The sequence below is a fragment of the Enterococcus sp. AZ156 genome (genome assembly GCF_051714165.1).
Lineage (GTDB): Bacteria > Bacillota > Bacilli > Lactobacillales > Enterococcaceae > Enterococcus_B > Enterococcus_B pernyi.
In genome coordinates this window covers 609,782-626,612 of record NZ_JBIORI010000001.1, presented here as the reverse complement: position 1 = coordinate 626,612, position 16,831 = coordinate 609,782, and the positions used below count along the sequence as shown (strand labels likewise).

14 protein-coding genes and 1 pseudogene are annotated in these 16,831 nt (G+C 38.0%); 4 read left to right on the top strand and 11 right to left on the bottom strand.

Going from position 1 to position 16,831, the window contains the following annotated elements; all coding sequences use genetic code 11:
* Nucleotides 1-36: 36 nt before the first annotated feature.
* The 5 genes from IGJ95_RS03050 to IGJ95_RS03030 form a co-directional block, all read right to left on the bottom strand.
* Nucleotides 37-402, bottom strand: a complete 366-nt coding sequence (locus tag IGJ95_RS03050; protein WP_010736245.1) for a hypothetical protein — start codon at nt 400-402, stop codon at nt 37-39.
* Nucleotides 403-442: 40 nt separating this feature from the next.
* On the bottom strand, nt 443-1,000 hold the full coding sequence (locus tag IGJ95_RS03045) for a hypothetical protein (RefSeq protein WP_010736246.1): 558 nt from the start codon (nt 998-1,000) through the stop codon (nt 443-445).
* 25 nt (nt 1,001-1,025) lie between these two features.
* Entirely contained in the window at nt 1,026-1,544 is a 519-nt protein-coding gene (locus IGJ95_RS03040) for a hypothetical protein (protein WP_010736247.1), read from the bottom strand.
* Between the two features lie 32 nt (nt 1,545-1,576).
* A complete protein-coding gene (locus IGJ95_RS03035; protein ID WP_438761431.1) occupies nt 1,577-4,420 on the bottom strand; it encodes a BspA family leucine-rich repeat surface protein in 2,844 nt (947 codons plus the stop codon).
* A gap of 266 nt (nt 4,421-4,686) precedes the next feature.
* Entirely contained in the window at nt 4,687-6,162 is a 1,476-nt protein-coding gene (locus IGJ95_RS03030) for a helix-turn-helix domain-containing protein (RefSeq protein WP_153830448.1), read from the bottom strand.
* Between the two features lie 1,083 nt (nt 6,163-7,245).
* On the opposite strand from IGJ95_RS03030, the gene IGJ95_RS03025 reads away from it, so the two are divergent.
* Together IGJ95_RS03025 and IGJ95_RS03020 are read left to right on the top strand one after the other, a co-directional pair.
* Entirely contained in the window at nt 7,246-7,866 is a 621-nt protein-coding gene (locus tag IGJ95_RS03025; RefSeq protein ID WP_023519152.1) for a hypothetical protein, read from the top strand.
* Nucleotides 7,867-8,038: 172 nt separating this feature from the next.
* Nucleotides 8,039-8,182 carry a hypothetical protein gene (locus tag IGJ95_RS03020; RefSeq protein WP_153830447.1) on the top strand — a complete coding sequence of 48 codons (144 nt, stop codon included), beginning with the start codon at nt 8,039-8,041 and terminating at the stop codon, nt 8,180-8,182.
* Between the two features lie 142 nt (nt 8,183-8,324).
* Here the strand turns inward: IGJ95_RS03020 and IGJ95_RS03015 are convergent, their stop codons facing one another.
* The 3 genes from IGJ95_RS03015 to IGJ95_RS03005 all read right to left on the bottom strand — a co-directional run bounded on the left by IGJ95_RS03015 (nt 8,325) and on the right by IGJ95_RS03005 (nt 11,268).
* Nucleotides 8,325-8,921, bottom strand: coding sequence for a YitT family protein (locus IGJ95_RS03015; protein WP_023519150.1), 597 nt, complete (start codon nt 8,919-8,921; stop codon nt 8,325-8,327).
* Nucleotides 8,922-9,305: 384 nt separating this feature from the next.
* Nucleotides 9,306-10,148, bottom strand: a complete 843-nt coding sequence (fghA, locus tag IGJ95_RS03010) for an S-formylglutathione hydrolase (RefSeq protein WP_375148370.1) — start codon at nt 10,146-10,148, stop codon at nt 9,306-9,308.
* Complete coding sequence (locus IGJ95_RS03005) at nt 10,129-11,268, bottom strand: S-(hydroxymethyl)glutathione dehydrogenase/class III alcohol dehydrogenase (protein ID WP_153830445.1); 1,140 nt, start codon at nt 11,266-11,268, stop codon at nt 10,129-10,131. Before IGJ95_RS03005 ends, fghA begins: the two co-directional genes overlap by 20 nt.
* Before the next feature lie 312 nt (nt 11,269-11,580).
* On the opposite strand from IGJ95_RS03005, the gene IGJ95_RS03000 reads away from it, so the two are divergent.
* Nucleotides 11,581-11,829, top strand: coding sequence for a winged helix-turn-helix transcriptional regulator (locus tag IGJ95_RS03000; RefSeq protein WP_231867632.1), 249 nt, complete (start codon nt 11,581-11,583; stop codon nt 11,827-11,829).
* Between the two features lie 131 nt (nt 11,830-11,960).
* Here IGJ95_RS03000 and IGJ95_RS02995 read toward each other — a convergent pair whose 3' ends face one another.
* On the bottom strand, nt 11,961-12,260 hold the full coding sequence (locus tag IGJ95_RS02995) for a hypothetical protein (RefSeq protein WP_023519146.1): 300 nt from the start codon (nt 12,258-12,260) through the stop codon (nt 11,961-11,963).
* A 414-nt stretch (nt 12,261-12,674) separates the two neighbouring features.
* A pseudogene (locus IGJ95_RS02990) lies at nt 12,675-14,503 on the bottom strand (glucose PTS transporter subunit IIA).
* Between the two features lie 273 nt (nt 14,504-14,776).
* Here IGJ95_RS02990 and IGJ95_RS02985 point away from each other — a divergent pair.
* Nucleotides 14,777-15,976, top strand: coding sequence for an enolase C-terminal domain-like protein (locus IGJ95_RS02985; RefSeq protein WP_010736254.1), 1,200 nt, complete (start codon nt 14,777-14,779; stop codon nt 15,974-15,976).
* Nucleotides 15,977-16,350: 374 nt separating this feature from the next.
* On the opposite strand, the gene mazE is transcribed toward IGJ95_RS02985, so the two are convergent.
* A complete protein-coding gene (gene mazE, locus IGJ95_RS02980) occupies nt 16,351-16,581 on the bottom strand; it encodes a type II toxin-antitoxin system PemI/MazE family antitoxin (protein WP_010736255.1) in 231 nt (76 codons plus the stop codon).
* Between the last annotated feature and the right edge of the window lie 250 nt (nt 16,582-16,831).

The window sequence follows — 16,831 nt, the reverse complement described above, 5'->3', positions numbered from 1 at the left end:
GACCTATTGGTTTGTTTCTTCTTTATTATTTTGTTTTTAGTAACTATTCTTTTTCGGACGTTTGTTACCTGAGCGATGATTCTTTCTAGTCGAAATAACAAGCCAGGCGGTAACGAGTAAATAGCCAAGCCACAAGAAACGCTGACCGCTCAAAGCGTTTGTTTTTGGTAGCTTCCCTTGTTTTAGTTCGGAAATATCAGCGACAAGGGTGTGCTTCTTGTCCTCGTTTCCATGTGATCCATTGATCGTTATACTTTTTTCTGTGCTAGTGTCTTCTCCAATTCGTCCAGTGACAGTGATTTGTCCCGTTGTCGTATCTGCACCAACTACCTCAGTAAGCAATCCATTAGCGATAATAAAGAATAGTCCCGTGATATAGAACAACTTCATTCTTCTTTGCATACGATTGATCCCTTCTTTTTGGGATTTAAGTGATTCTTTTTTATGCTACATTAGGAGAGAAACTCAAAACTAATTTAAATGTTGGGTTTAACTCTGCTGAGGCATTGACCGGCGTGACTTTACCAGTGAAAGTAAATTTTCCTTCATTCGTCCCTTGATTTCCTTGGAGTCTGAAAAGTTCAGCTACCGTTTCTGTTGGCTTGCCATCTTCAAACAAATCAATCGTATTCACTTTCAATGAGTCTACTTCAGCCATATTCGTTGGTGTATCTACGCCAGAAACGGAAGCAATCACGCCAACAGCAGAATTATTCGTAATCGTGTGTTCAGGTGACGTAATTGTGGTATGATTTGAGGCTTTTGTTGTGTAAAATAAGGCGGTTGTTGGAATCGTCACATTGATCCATTGATCCAAATCCTCAGGATTTGGTCCAGGTGTCGTATTATCGAATTCACCGATGATCCCCCGTACAAGAACGTCTCCTGACGTCTCTCCTTCACGCCCGTCAATCACTTGCTCCGCTCTAGCGATTGTCCCAGTTGCCATAATCCCTGCGATTGTTGCTGTACTTATAAGTGCTGCTACTATTTTTTTCATCTAAATTCCCTCATTTTCTTTTTTTTTAGTTTTTAACGATAATCATTACTTCCGCCTCAGTGACCCCTTGTTTTTCTTTCGTTTCAGGATCATAAATATTAACGGTGGCTTTAGCAGGATACTCTCCTTTAGTTAATTGTTTTTCCAATTTTACATTCTCTACGAATTGGTTTGGATGGATGGCACCCGAAGAATAAATCAACTCTCCAGTAGAGAGTAAAGAAATATCAACTGCGATCGGATAAACATTCGTCCCAGGATTGACAATCTCGATCGAGCCTTCACTCTGTCCGTTCTCAAAGACGGCTTCTGGATTGATTTGTAATGTAAAATAATTGGCATCGGCTACTTCTTGCGCACGTTTCGCCAAGCGTTGATCAGAGGCATCACCAACTGCTGGTAAAAGATCCGCACTGATCAATGGAACCTGATCTTTTGATTGATTGAAATAATAGGCAAGACCACCGGCAATCAACGAAAATAGCAAAAACCACAAGAGCCATTTACGCTTATTTTTATTTTGTGCTTGGTTCGTTTCCTCCAATGGCTTCACCTCCTTGTTAACTATTTTTTTCTTTAAGTTCGTGGGACGAATCGTAACACGATTCGATAATTAGGCACGAGCATGTGCTCGTAATAGCCTCCTTGCTCAATATCAGGGTTATCAACCCACCGTGGATAATTCCCATAAAATTCTCCCGATAAGGAAAGGGGGGTACGATCTCCTTCAGATAAACGAATCAAATGTTGCTCTGACATCGTTGCGTATAACTGTTTTTTAGTCTCTTGCGTTTGGAGATGCAAGCGCAACAACGGCTTCGTAATATCCTCATAACTAGGATCTTCCACTGCACTTTCTGCATAATCCAGTGGATCTTCCCCTTTTTTTAAAAGAACGATTCCAGCAGAATCATCAATAGCAACTTGGTTGATATACGTATCAATAGCTACCGAAGATTGGTTGTGGATCTCATAGGTTTGGCTCTCAAACTGGCGGTTTGATTCTTTTTCGTCATACAATGATTCAAAAATCATTTTGACAGGAATCGTTACCCGCAAATGTTCAACTTTTGAGGTCAGATCGATACCGATCGTCATCTGATACGCTTTATTGCCGACTTCAAGAATCGCGTAGTAACTTCCGTCTTCTTCGCTATCTAACGAAAGATCGGTCTCAACGATGCGAAAATCATTGGTCATGTCTTCTTCAGATAAGATATTTTTTGCTTGTGCACGACTTTCTTGAAGAATAAGCGCATGTAATGCTTCGACAGTAGCTAACTCATTGAGCTTAGAACGATCTAACGTAAAGTTATTGCTCCGATAATCAATCCCTTTGATGACTGTTTGCTCTTCTGCTACATCACCAGTTGTGTCTCCTGAAGGTTTGGACAGTTTGATTTCGACCGTTGACCCCGTTTCAAGCCGTTCATTTTCTGTCAAATTGATTTGGAACGAGCGAACCTTCTCCTGGGTATCTTGATACTCTCCCCAGACGATGCGAGGAGAATCTTTTTCAAGAACTACTGTACTTCCTTCTGTGTTTTTATAGGTAATCGTCAAATGGTCAACTGATTCTGTGGCATGACCATGAATCGCTACAGATTGGTCACTCACAGGGTCAAATTTGGCAATGAGTTGTTCAGGAGGAACTGGCTCCCAGATATACGTACCTGGATTGGAGCCGTCATAATTAGTCATAAAGTCTGTTGAATTCTCAAATGCTATAACCCCAGATCCACTAGTCAAACTTTCTTCTAAGACCCATCTGCTCGTGTATAGGTTATCTTGTTGTCTATTTGGCAAATTTACTGAAGAATCAAAAATTGATTTTTCACCTAGGCTAATCCTCTTCAAATTATTTGTCCCAAAAAACATATGGTTCATTTTTGTTACTCGAGAAGTATTCCATTGACTAACATCTAAGGCCTGTAACGAGTGTGTTTGATTAAACATCCAACCCATATCCGTGACCTTGGAAGTATCCCAGTTGCTGACGTCTAGTTCTTTAAGTTCACGTGAATTTTGAAACATAGTGCGCATAGACGTTACTTGAGAAGTATCCCATTGACTGACATCTAACACCTGTAACGAGTGTGTTTGATTAAACATCCAACTCATACTCGTAACCTTGGAAGTATTCCAGTTACTGACGTCTAGTTCTTTAAGTTCACGTGAATTTTGAAACACACCATTCATACTCGTTACTTGAGAAGTATCCCATTGACTAACATCTAAGGACTGTAATGAGTATGTTTGATTAAACATAAAACTCATATTCGTAACCTTGGAAGTGTTCCAGTTGCTGACATCTAGTTCTTTAAGTTCATGTGAATTTTGAAACATAGTGCGCATAGACGTTACTTGAGAAGTATCCCATTGACTGACATCTAAGGCCTGTAACGAGTATGTTTGATTAAACATCCAACCCATACTCGTTACTTGAGAAGTATCCCATTGACTGACATCTACTGATTTTAAAGAGCTTGCGTATGAAAACATTTGCTCCATCATTGTTACATTTGAAACGTCCAAATTTCCAGCATTTTCTATCACTTCTAAATTTGTCAATCCGCTAAATAACCTAGTTGATATTTCAGGTAAGACAACCGTTTCTTCAACTATAATCTCTTTTACAGAAGAGTATACTTTCCACGGAGCATCTGCTACTTCGCCAGCTTCTCCACCATATAATGTGATTGTTTTAGTTCCTTCTTCATACGACCACGGGACCGTTCCCCATAGATTCTGTTCAGGCTCGTAAGTATAGACAACCGTTTGTTCTTCTACTCTAAAAGTCCCAGAGGCATTTTCGGGAGTCTTACTCAATTGCCAACCACTAATACTTAGCGCTGCGGTTGTATAAGTTTGATCAACTAAACCAGTCAGCACGCTAGGATCAGCTAATTGATTCCCTGCCTCATCTTCATGCTTTACAGTAATATTTCCACCTTGAACTGGTTCAAAAACTGCACGAATCACAGAGTTTCCAGCTTCCCTTTGGTTTACACTAAGATCTTCGCTATTTGAATCAAATATAAATATCGGACCTGAAACGACTTCCCAATGTAAAAATCGGTATCCTGGGTTAGGGAATGCCCTCATATTCCCTAAATTTCCTCCTACCGGAAGCCATACCACACTCGATCCTGAATCAGTTCGTCCAGGATTGCCTCCAGCGGGAGGGCTTGCAACTAATTCTAAACGATATTCAGTAGCACGATTACTTACCTCTTCACTTTCTTTTTTTCCCGATTCTTCTTGCTTTTCTGGATATTCCGTAATTGCTGCTACTTCATGATTATCAGAAGAGCTTGAATAATCATGTGCATAGGTTAGTTGAAATGGGAGCTGGGGTAAAAGCAAAATCATGATCAACAATAACTTTCCAATGATTCGGCTAATTGTATTTATGTTCATACCACTCCTCCTAGTATTTGACCTACTGTATTATTCTTATTAGAAACTTATAGCGAACAAAGTTTAGACATTCTTTTTATCAACTGTCATTTTTTGTGGGCTCGAAGATAACTCTTTTTTCAAAAATTCTGTAAGTCAATTTGCATGTTTATTACTTCACTAAGATTACATTGATTTTTTAATGAAATAAAATCATCTATTTCATTAACGTCTGAAATAGATGAAAAAAAACAGTCGCTATTTTTATTAGCAACTGTGGAAAAATATTAATTATAAGTTTTACGATAAGGATTTATTTTTCTTTCTAATCGTTGCCAATCATGTTCATCTGGAACAGCTTTTAACAAAAGAAAATCGGTCTCAATGATGTAATCTAAAAGATAGCGATTGTAGTTTGTCACAATTAAATCAATATGTGCGGCGTTCAATACTTCTTCTGCTAGATAATAAAGTGGCAAAAAAACTAATGTATGTTTACTCCCAAATTGTTGACGTACACGAGTTATAATTTGTTGACAAACAAAATGATCCCCTTCCAGAAGAAAGTAAATTGTTTTACTTGGTAAATAAAAATCGAAAATCAAATTACTATAAATCGTTAAACTCACACTTATATCTTCCATGTATTTTGAAGAAATAGAGTAGCTTTTCCTTTCTTTTTTTAAAAAACCTAAATTCCGCTGATAATTCTCATTATCTGAGCGTATGACTGCTTTTTTTATCTCTATCGCCTCTTTATTTAACACAGGTGATAACAAATCATTTATTTTTCTAGATAGAAAAAACGAGCGTAAGAATGTTGTGATTTTTTGATCAATATTTTTAGGGAAATCAAATTCCTTTAAATATCGATTCGTGAGTTGAGAAATTTCTGTGCCTTCATGAAAATCTTTATAAAACTTTTTCTCTGATTCTTCATGATCTAGGGTACGTTTACAGACAGTGACTAAATAAATCCAAGCGAATTCTTCTTTTGATAATTCGACCTTATAAAGTTTCTTGATGTCATCTTTCAAAGAATGAAGGAGAGAAAAATTCTTTGCTTTGTATGCTAATTTCGCTAATTTTCTTGGAATCTCTATAGAAAAACCCAGTCCTGCACGTTTGATTGCGATATAAAAAGTATAATAAAATGCTGCTGGCGTAGTTCCAGATCCAACCTCATCTTGGCCCAATTTATTGCTTAATTTTTTTAAAACCAATTCATGTAATTCAATATCAGGAACAAGCGTATAGGGCGTTTCTACTCCTTCATAATAAAAATCTTTGAAGAATTTTCGCAAATTAGCTTCTCTTCCTTCAATCGACAACGGGTTGGATGCCCACTGCAGTCCATAGCTCTTCAATACTGTGGTTGTTCGATTCAATAGCCGGCGAAAGGTACTCTCTGAAAAATGATAGTGATGGGCAAGTTCATCGATTGTTGATAATTCTCCTAAAAAAATATTCCCGATGATTTCAAATAGACACTCATTCTCAAGTAATTTCTGCTTTTTTTCTTGATACATCGAAGCTTTTTTTTCTTCAAAAAAGATTCCACTATTTCCTGAATCTAAACTGATACAATCATCAAAATAGTCTTTGATGTACTTGATATCATTGGCAATCGTTCGTTCTGTCACTTGCAGTTTTTCGGCCAATTCTCCAATCGTAAACAATCGTCTTCGTTCAATCATACTCAATATTCGAAACAAACGACTCGTCGTTCGATTACTGATAAATGCCAATTGTAAGTCTTTCAATTTTCCACCTCATTTTTTAAATGAACACTTTTCTTTATACTTACATATAAATAACACAACCAATCGGAATGATAAACTATATTGTTTCTCCTTGAAAGAAAAAACGAACGTAAAAGTGACAGATTTTAACGTTCTATTTTGCTTCTTAACCTTATGGTAGTTATGATTTATTCAATAGTTACACAACGCTTTCTAAATGATCATTTGTACCCATTTTTATATTTTTTTCAGGATTCCAAATGAATCCTACTGTTATAAACAGCATTACCAACAAAGTCATTCTTTAAATAAAAAGGACTATTTTTGCTAACTGACCAATCTTATTAGTTATTAACCATGTATGATCCAAAAAAGTTGATACACCTTACATAGAACCAACTTATTTATAACAATTTGTTCATGTATTCTTGCTTATTATCCATAAACTCAAGTTCTTGATCTCCCTTAAAATCCATTTGCTATTATCGTTTTTTGTCTTCCTTGCTCTAGTATCCTACAAAACAAATCCAATAAATAAAAAAACATGTCTTTCTCCTTCGTCAGATAATACGTAGAAGAAATACATGTTGAATATTTTGTTCATATCCAATTAAATAATTTATTGGGATCAACGTGGAGAGTTTTCTCTTTCACCAATACTGTTAACATTAACAACGACTATTTTATTCACTTTAACAATCACTTACCTATGGAATAGAAGATGAGAAATCAGAACGGTAAATGCGTAACCTTATAACCAGTCAGAATAGTCAAAAACCTAGGATAAGAACCAGCGATCACTGTGATATCTATCCTAGGTTTTTACTGTCTAGCTTGAGCATACATATTTTTTCCCTTAGCCAATCCACTCATTTACCCCTCTACCAATTAACAGATCTCTGCTTATCTCTTTGATTTTTTCACACCAGCATCCTATTTAGCGACAAATAGCAATCCAACGCCTTTTTTCATTTCGCCTAGATACGCTGACACTATCACCGACAATCCCAATTGCGTACTTACTTTAGTGATATAGACAGATACATCTCATCAACATGCTATAATTGATAGAAAGGAACAGAACCATAAACAAGTAGGTGATCCATGTATTCTCCAATTCAAGTACCCTATATCGTCAACCCAATCTATCAGAAATATTTCAAGTATCCAGCAATTGTCATTCCCTCATTACAAGACTTTGTGATTTGTCTATGGGAACACCAATCCTTGACTCAGGATTCCTACGAAGTGAATGATTTGATCATTCCAGATGGGTGTATCGATCTTTTCATTGATTTCAAAAAGCAATCATCGAATTTTCAGGTATCAGTAAAACAGAGTATGATTTCTATAGCAATTAGTGAGTTTAAGATACCTTTCAACCTCGACTATTTCTTCTCCCTATCCTATTCTCAACAAAAAGAATATTTTATTGATTACCTCCATCAATTGATTGAAGGACATACACCAAACCAGTTTATCAAATTGATTGATCGATTTAGCCAAATCCCTGCTTCTACAATTCAAGATTTGTGTCAGGATTTAGTTGTAGGCACACGGCAATGCCAACAGTTATTTAAGAAGTATTATGGCATTTCACCGCAACTGATGTTGCTTACATTGCGTTTTCAGTACTGCTTGAAAATACTAACCGATCCTCACGCTAGTGAAAAAAAGTTAATTGCGTTGCATTACTACGATCAGTCTCACTTGATCAAAGATTAAAAAAAACATATCGGCTTTACACCACTCGAATTTGTCCAGCTTTGTAAAGAGTTCAAAGCACAACCTTTGGATTAGATGATACGTCGTGAGCAAAGTGAGATGTCGTGTATTTACAATACAGTCTAAAATTCTCATGCTATAGTTGCTCGATCAAGTTCAGGGAGATGAAATCATGAATAAAATCAAGTGGAAAGGCTTTTTACTTACAACTTCTGATTCAGAAATCGAAGTGATCCACGATACATTGACCTATGACTGGGGACAAAAAGTGTTTCGTTTTTACGACTACGATAAACATATCGTTGAAGTTTCATAAAGCATTCAAGGTGTCTTCAATCGTCTATATGCGCAAGGATTGAGCCTTCCGGAAATCGCTGAACGCTTCGGTGAGCCACTAGAAATTGTCAAAGAGCGTTACAGTATCTCCTAAACTCCAAGAATAACTAAATTATCCACCTCTAAGAAGTTTGTCTATTCTCAATAGATTTATAGGATATCTTAGAGAATAGGTTCATCGTTAGAAAAACTAGAATATTTGAAGTCAAGGCAAGTAAAAATTGATCAAAACCAAAAATACTCCAATTTAGCAGTATGACTATACCATCTATGAAAAACAAGCCTGTAGAGAGTTTTATATTGAAATATTTTTTTAAAATTATCGGTGGAATGGACGTTCCTCCACTAGAAGAATTTTGTGAATAAACAATGGACATACCTACAGAAAAAATTAGACTCCCCAAAACGATCGATAAAATTTTATTTTCAGTAAACATTATTTTAGGTACATAAGTTAACAATAACGGTAGAACTAAGCTGCCATATAAAACTTTCATAAATACTTGTTTACCTAAATAAATGATTGCTAATAGCAACATAACTGAATTTAATGCTAGCACGACGAGTGAACGATTTACTTGAACAAGGTATTCAAGTAATATTCCTAGACCACTCGTTCCTCCAGCAGCAATATAATGTGGGCCAAAAAACATATTGATACTAATTGATAGTATCCACAGCCCCAAAGTAATCGTTAAATATTTGAATAGATTTTTCATATGCGCCTCCTAATATTTTTTAATGCAAGAACACAAAAAGGGATTAGATAAGAATATTCTTATCTAATCCCTTTGGATCCTCCGAAACTTTAATTAAGTTAACACATCTATTCTAAAAAGTAAACCTGTTAATTTTATTTTTTAATTTTGACTCACAGAATTACACCGCTATAAACAATTGAAACTAGTATCCGGCAGAACTCCTTTCACTAATTGGCTTTCGTGGCTCTGTGCACGATCTAGTCAAACTAAAGAGGTATCTCTCAAAAAAAAATTTCAGGTTTCACTGCTTATTGCTTATAGTTGCATCGTTCTGTCTTCTTCTGATTTTCCAGTTAGTTGCTCGTTTGTCTGACTCACATTCCATCTCTTACAATGGTCTTTTCACTGTTTCAAATAGCTCGCATGAAAAGCAATATGTTGTTCTACAAATGTAGCAATGGTGAAGTAGCTATGATCATAGCCTTCTTCTTTTCGGTAGAAAACTTCGTGTTTCACTGATTCTGCTGCTGATAAAAAAGCTTCTTCATTGAGCTGGACTTCGTAGAATGGATCAGCCGTCCCTTGTGTGATCAGGATAGGCGGTTGACTGGTTGTTTCTTTTTTGATCAGCTCAGTGGCATCCCATTCACTCCATGTCGCTTGGTCAGCACCTAGATAAGCGGTGAATGCTTTTTGTCCCCATGGTACGTTTGAGGGGTTCGAAATTGGTGCAAAAGCAGAGATCGAAGCAAAGCGTGCTGGATTTTTCAGACCGATCACTAACGAACCATGCCCACCCATGGAATGACCCATGATACTTTCTTTTCCAGAAAGATTTGGGATCAAGGAGTAGATGATCTCAGTCAGCTCTTTCGTAAGGTAGTCGTACATTTGGAAGTCTTTCTTCCAAGGTTCTTGTGTTGCATTCAAGTAAAAGCCAGCCCCTTGACCGAGATCCCAATCTTCACTGTCAGCAACATCTCCCCGAGGCGATGTGTCCGGCATGACGAAGGCGATTTGCTGTTCTGCTGCATAGCGTTGGAATCCACCTTTGATACTAAAATTATCATCTGTACTTGTTAAACCAGCTAACCACCATATGAGTGGGATTTCTTGATTTTCAACAGTGGTTTCTGGTAGATACACGCTGAATGTCATCTCACAATGTAGCGTTTCTGACAGGTGACGATATTTGATTTGTTGCCCGCCAAACGACCGATGTGTTTCAATTTTCTGTAGTTCCATCAGTATCACCTCCATAAGTGAGCATGGTACGAATGGATTCTCCACGATGCAACAGCTCAAGTGATTCATTGATTTGTGTAAAATCTAAACGATGGGTGATGAATGAATCTAAATCAATTCCACCGTTCAAGTAATCTTCCACCATACCTGGCAATTGGCTTCGCCCTTTGACACCGCCAAAAGCCGAACCACGCCAGACACGACCAGTCACTAGTTGGAACGGACGCGTGTGGATTTCTTTTCCAGCTCCGGCTACACCGATAATGATGCTTTCGCCCCAGCCTTTGTGACATGCTTCAAGCGCGGAACGCATCACTTCCACATTACCAATACACTCAAAACTATAATTTACGCCACCTTGGGTCATTTCTACGATGACTTCTTGGATTGGACGATCGTGTGTTTTAGGATCAACAAAATCCGTTGCGCCCATTTTTTTAGCTAACGGCCATTTTTCAGGGTTCATATCGATTGCAATGATTCGTTTAGCATTAGCTTTTTTCAAGCCTTGGATTACTGCTAAACCAATCGCTCCTAGTCCAAAAACAGCTGTGACAGCACCTTCTTCAACTTTTGCCGTGTTTTCAACAGCACCTAACCCTGTCGTTACGCCACACCCTAATAGTGGAACGGTATCTAGAGGAGCATCCTCTGTGATTTTCACCAAATTGATTTCATTGACGACAGTATACTCACTAAACGTACTCGTACCCATATAGTGATAAATCGGCTCGCCTTTGTAAGAAAAACGTGTCGTACCATCTGGCATTAGACCTTTTCCCTGCGTTTCACGGACAGCAGAGCATAGATTGGTTTTTCCTGACAAGCAAAACTCACACTTCCCACATTCTGGGGTATACAACGGAATCACATGGTCCCCCACTTCAACAGATGACACGTCATCACCAACTTTGACAACGATACCGGCGCCTTCATGACCTAAGACCGCAGGAAAAACTCCTTCTGGATCTTCCCCTGATAAGGTAAACGCATCTGTATGACAGACAGAAGTGTACAAAATTTTTACCATGACTTCCGTCGGTTTCGGATCAGCAACATCGATTTCAACGATTTCTAACGGTTTTCCTGGTTCAAATGCTACGGCAGCTCTACTTTTCATTTTTCTTCCTTCTTTCTTATTCCGCTCGTCTGGTTCTTAGTTAGCGAGCGAATCCGCAATCTTTCCACTTCATCGTATCATAGGCTGTGTTGAGAAACAAAACTGACAAACTTGTCAGTATCCTCAATTTCTTTACTTCCATTGGTGAGATTTGTATAATAGCAACTATTGCTGTCGAATAAATAAATCAAAGTGAGGTTCTTTATGTATCAATACCATGAAAAAGAGTTTACCAATACGAAAGATTTAGCCATGCACGTCCTGAGTGGAAAATACAAGATCGTCTTGATTTGATGTTTTTTACAACAACCGATTTTACGATTAAGTGAGATTGAAAAAATGTTACCAGACATCAACCAGCGAATGTTGATTCTCCAATTAAGAGAATTAGAAAGCGATCATTTACTCACACGTAAAGTCTATCCCGTAGTCCCGCCAAAAGTAGAGTATCAATTGACCGAGATCGGCCGCGAACTCTCAACGATCGTCCAACATATCTGCGATTGGGGCGATCATTATTATGAAGTCGTTGCTGATCTTTCAACGGATATAGCGGATTGATTCTGTAAATGATGGAAAGATGGTTTTTCTATCACAGTAAAGACAGTTCTTGAGATAATAAAAATCCCATATAGTTGATAGTAGAATGAACATCTTCTCTTATCGACCGTATGGGAAAGTGGGGAAGTATTTTAAAAAGTTGGGTCAATCAAAAACTCGAATGTTTCCGCTTCCAAAAGCGTCACTTCATCTTGTGGATTTTTGTTGATTTTGTAAGTCACTAATTTTTTGCTCTGTGTGGGGCCAAACATGTTGACTTTGCACAAGATCCAATAGTTTGTCCCAGCAACTACTTGTGTTCCTAATAGCGCAAATGGTATAGCCTCACTACTGTCATCTAACGTTTTGCGTGCTTCTTCTACCAGCTTCTTGTGTTCATCAGTAATCGTTGGTGCGTCTGGAATAGTGATTCCTCCAGCTAAATCAGTCATATCTATCGCCTACTAAGCTTACATCGAAAGCGCTTACCGCTTCTTAAAATAAGGATAATTTATTAAAAAAAAAAAACATCAAATAAAACAACCCGAAGAATTCCACACACTGAATGAATCTTTTTTATATTTCCCCTCTTTCGCCTATCCACCATACCATTCCCCACTGCATTAAAAACCACTAGCCCTCATAAAACAATGAAAACCAGCTGATAAACCAGTATTATCAAAGTCCCATAACACCTAGCAAATCATGGAATCGCATAAAATCTATTCATGTTTCACCCGATAAATTAAATAACTTTAAACAAAAATATAAATAACTAAATAAACAAAAAAATAAGGTTACCAACAAAAAAACATACGCCAATCTTTGAAGATGGCGTATGTTCTCTTGATCATGCTATTTTCATTTTACCCATTCAACAAGGCACGTTCCAAGAGCGCTCCAGCTTGGTGCTGCCCTTCTAGGTTTCGTTCCCCGGAGAATTTCGACACACGATCCATGTTCGTGATCACAACGATGACCATGCTCTTTTTGCCTTGACTATGGATATAAGGCAAATCCATTTGAGCAATTTTAGTGTCAACGGTTACCTGATCACCGACCTTTACAAGTACATCGAATCCTGCCCCATTCAAGTTGACAGTATCAATTCCCATATGGACTAATACTTCGACGCCATTACTAGTTTTAATTCCTAACGCATGTTTGGAAGGGAAAATCGTAGTGACTTTTCCGCTGACCGGTGCAAAGATGGCGCCATCGATTGACTCGATTGCAAAACCATCCCCCATCATTTTCGTTGAAAAAACTTCATCAGGCACATCTTCTAAAGGAATATATTCTCCTTTAGCTACAGCGTGTAGATTCACTTCGTTCGTGTACTCAGTATCTTCAGCTTGTTCGTTTGGTACTAAGAAATAAGTGATGGCGAATGAGGAAACCAAAGCGATCACTATCCCAAGTACCGCAAAAACAAAATACTGACCGATATAAGCTGGTAAGCTAAAAATACTTGATAAAATATAGCCGTAGATCCGAACACCGAAGAAACTGATAAACGCTGAAGCGATCGAGCTACCGATTGTAGCCGCCATAAACGCCTTCTTGTATTTTGATAAGATCCCAAATAGCGCTGGTTCAGTGATTCCTAATAGACCAGAAACAGCAGAAGATAGTACCAATGACTTTTCTTCTTTTGATTTTACCTTGAGATAAATTGCGCTGTCGCACCAGTGATCGCCATGTTCGCCATGAACATCATCGGCATCAACATGTCATAGCCTTGATTCGCAAAATTTTGTAAGGCAATTGGGGTCATCGCATGATGCAACCCAGTAAAGATTGCAATTGGACGGATCGCACCGACCACGATACCAGCTAACACTGGTGAGATTGAGAATAACCATGCCACACCAGCTGCTAAGAGGTTACCTAAATGAATACTGATCGGGCCGATCACTGTGAGTGTCAACAATCCTGCAACAAACAGGGAAATGGTTGGTGTGAAAACCGTTCGTAACACTTGTGGCAACAACTTATCCACCCAACGATAAATGTAGCTGAGTGCCAATACCGCAAAAATGATCGGGATAACTGTTCCTGCATAATTAAAGACAGGAACTGGAATGAGACCAAACAGTTGGAAAGCAGAGATCGAACCTTCAGCAACCGCTGTCGTCATGGTGGGAAATTGTAAAGTTGCAGCGATCGCAATCGCTAAATATGGATTCGTTTTGAAGATCCGAGCGGCAGAAGCAGCAACGAAAAATGGCAAGAAAGTAAATACGCCACTCGCAATCATATCAATGATCAAATACGTATCCGTCTGGTTCGAAATGACATTCAATGCCACTAAACCGGCCATCAAACCCTTGATCATTCCTGCCCCAGCAATTGCTGGTACGATCGGACCAAATACACCGGAAACAGTATCCATAAATAAGGATACGACGCCTTTTTTCTCTCCTTCACTGCGTTCACTTGTTTCATCTAACCCTAATTCTTTCGCAATTGGTGCAAAATAGTCAGCGACTTCTGTACCGATCACGACTTGCAGTTGTTCACTTTGATATTTTGTCCCCACCACTTTCGGTGTTTTTTCCAACGCAGCATAATCCACTTTTTTCTCATCTTTTAAATCAAACCGTAATCTTGTCATACAATGCCAAGCGTTGTTGATATTACTTGCTCCACCCACATGTTGTATGATTTGTTTTGCTATTTCTTCATGCTTCACATGTTCTCCCCCTTATTCTCATCAAACAATGATTCTTGTTTCCGCTTTCACCCAAATAGTAGCATGTGGAACGCCACTTGTAAAACCAGTCCTTTTTAGTAAATAACCAATGAAAAAGCTTTAATATCAACGTTTATAAAAATACTAACGTAAAATTGGACTGATTTTTAGTCGGTTTAGATGTTTTTATTAGACCAAATTGACAGGATGTTCTTCCCCATGTTTCAATGAGGATGCACATGATTCATATTTATGTATATTGGAGTGAAAAAAATGACACCAACGATCATTACAAATATAAAAAGTTACGCAATCAAACCAGATCGTCACAACTTGTTAGTCGTAAAAGTTGAAACAGATAAAGGCGTGACCGGCTTCGGTTGCGGCACTTTCCAATTTCGTCCTTTGGCTGTCCAGACCGTAGTTGAAGAATACTTAAAACCTTTACTGATTGGACGCGATGCGAATCAAATCGAAGACCTTTGGCAAGTCATGAATGTCAATTCTTACTGGCGGAATGGGCCAATCACAAATAACGCCATTTCAGGTGTCGATATGGCGCTCTGGGATATCAAAGGGAAAATCGCTGATATGCCATTGTATCAGTTATTCGGCGGAAAAGCTCGAACAGCAATTCCTGCGTATACGCATGCTGTCGCAGCTAATCTAGAGGACCTCGATCGTGAAATCGAAACATTTCTCGCACAAGGGTATCGTTATATTCGTTGTCAATTAGGTTTTTATGGGGGAAATCCAACGAATTTAGCAACACCTGAACAACCACTTGCTGGCTCTTATTTCGATCAAGAAGAATACGTGTCCACTACGCTATCCATGTTTGAACATATCCAAAACAAATATGGCGATCGTTTCCAAATGTTACACGATGTTCACGAACGCTTGCATCCTAACCAAGCGATCCGTTTTGCAAAAAAAACAGAAAAGTACAATCTTTTCTTTTTAGAAGATATTCTACCGCCAAACCAAAATGAATGGTTGGCTCAATTGCGAAGTCAATCAACGACCCCGATTGCTACTGGAGAATTGTTCAATAATCCAATGGAATGGAAAGAATTAGTTCGCAATCGTCAAATCGACTATATGCGTGCCCATGTCTCACAAATCGGCGGGATCACGCCTGCCTTGAAATTGGCACACTTTTGCGAAGCGATGGGGATACGAATCGCTTGGCATACGCCATCTGATATCACACCGATCGGCTTAGCAGTGAATACGCATTTGAACATCCACTTGCACAATGCGGCGATCCAAGAAAACATCGATGTTCCTGAAAATACGAAACAACTTTTCGGAAATATCCCCACACCAAAAAAAGGCTTTTTCTATCCGATCGAACAAAGTGGGATCGGTGTCACATTCAATGAAGAACAGGCGGCAGAATTTCCAGTTGTCTATCGTCCACACGAATGGACACAAAGCCGTACACCAGACGGCACGATCGTGACACCGTAATTCCAAAAAAAAGCTATCCTTACACGAAATATGTAAGGATAGCTTTTTTTGGTTCCGCTGTATTCCTATTATTATAATAATGAATACACGTGTAAACCTTAGTAGCTTTTTATGTAAAACATAGTTTTCAAAAATCAGTTTCTAAAGAATAATCTAAAATCTGTTTGACTTGAAGAAAATCGTCTCCTCTTAGACGATCAATAAATTCTTTACTAATAATCCGGTCAGTATCAAAACTATGAATTTGTGTAGCGTTCACTCTTCCACGTATCTTGTAAGCATTTGAGGAAACAACTAAAGCTGGCTGCTTTCCTCTTATTTCCCTGCTAAAAGAAGGCGTAGAATTAAGTCAGATCAAATCACCTTGTTGAGGTTCATACATTTTTCCCAATCTCCTCTTTTGCTATTGTTTGCCATCCCTCATCTTCATCCTTTTGAAATGGTTCATCCAATAAAAATGGATTTTCTATTTTTGGTGTGAATATTAATCCTCCATTCTTAGATTTATATACGACATATTTTGATCCAGCTTTAACCTGATACTGTTTAGGAATTGAAATAGAGATAGAATTCCCTACTTTACGAGCTTTTACATTAATCATCATTTATCACTCCTCACACAGCAAATTTTATTATGTAAAATTTAATTTTATAACGTAAAAGATACTAATACAAAAATAAATCAATAGAGTGTCTCAGACCTTCTTAATCTTTTATTTAATGCCACATTCTCATTAAACACTTATTGAATATTGACTTAAAAAAGGCATATAATCAACTTAAATCACAATAATAATTTTAAGGAGGATGAACATCTATGTCGAATAAAACCCAAGCTGCGAGAAAACTTGTTCA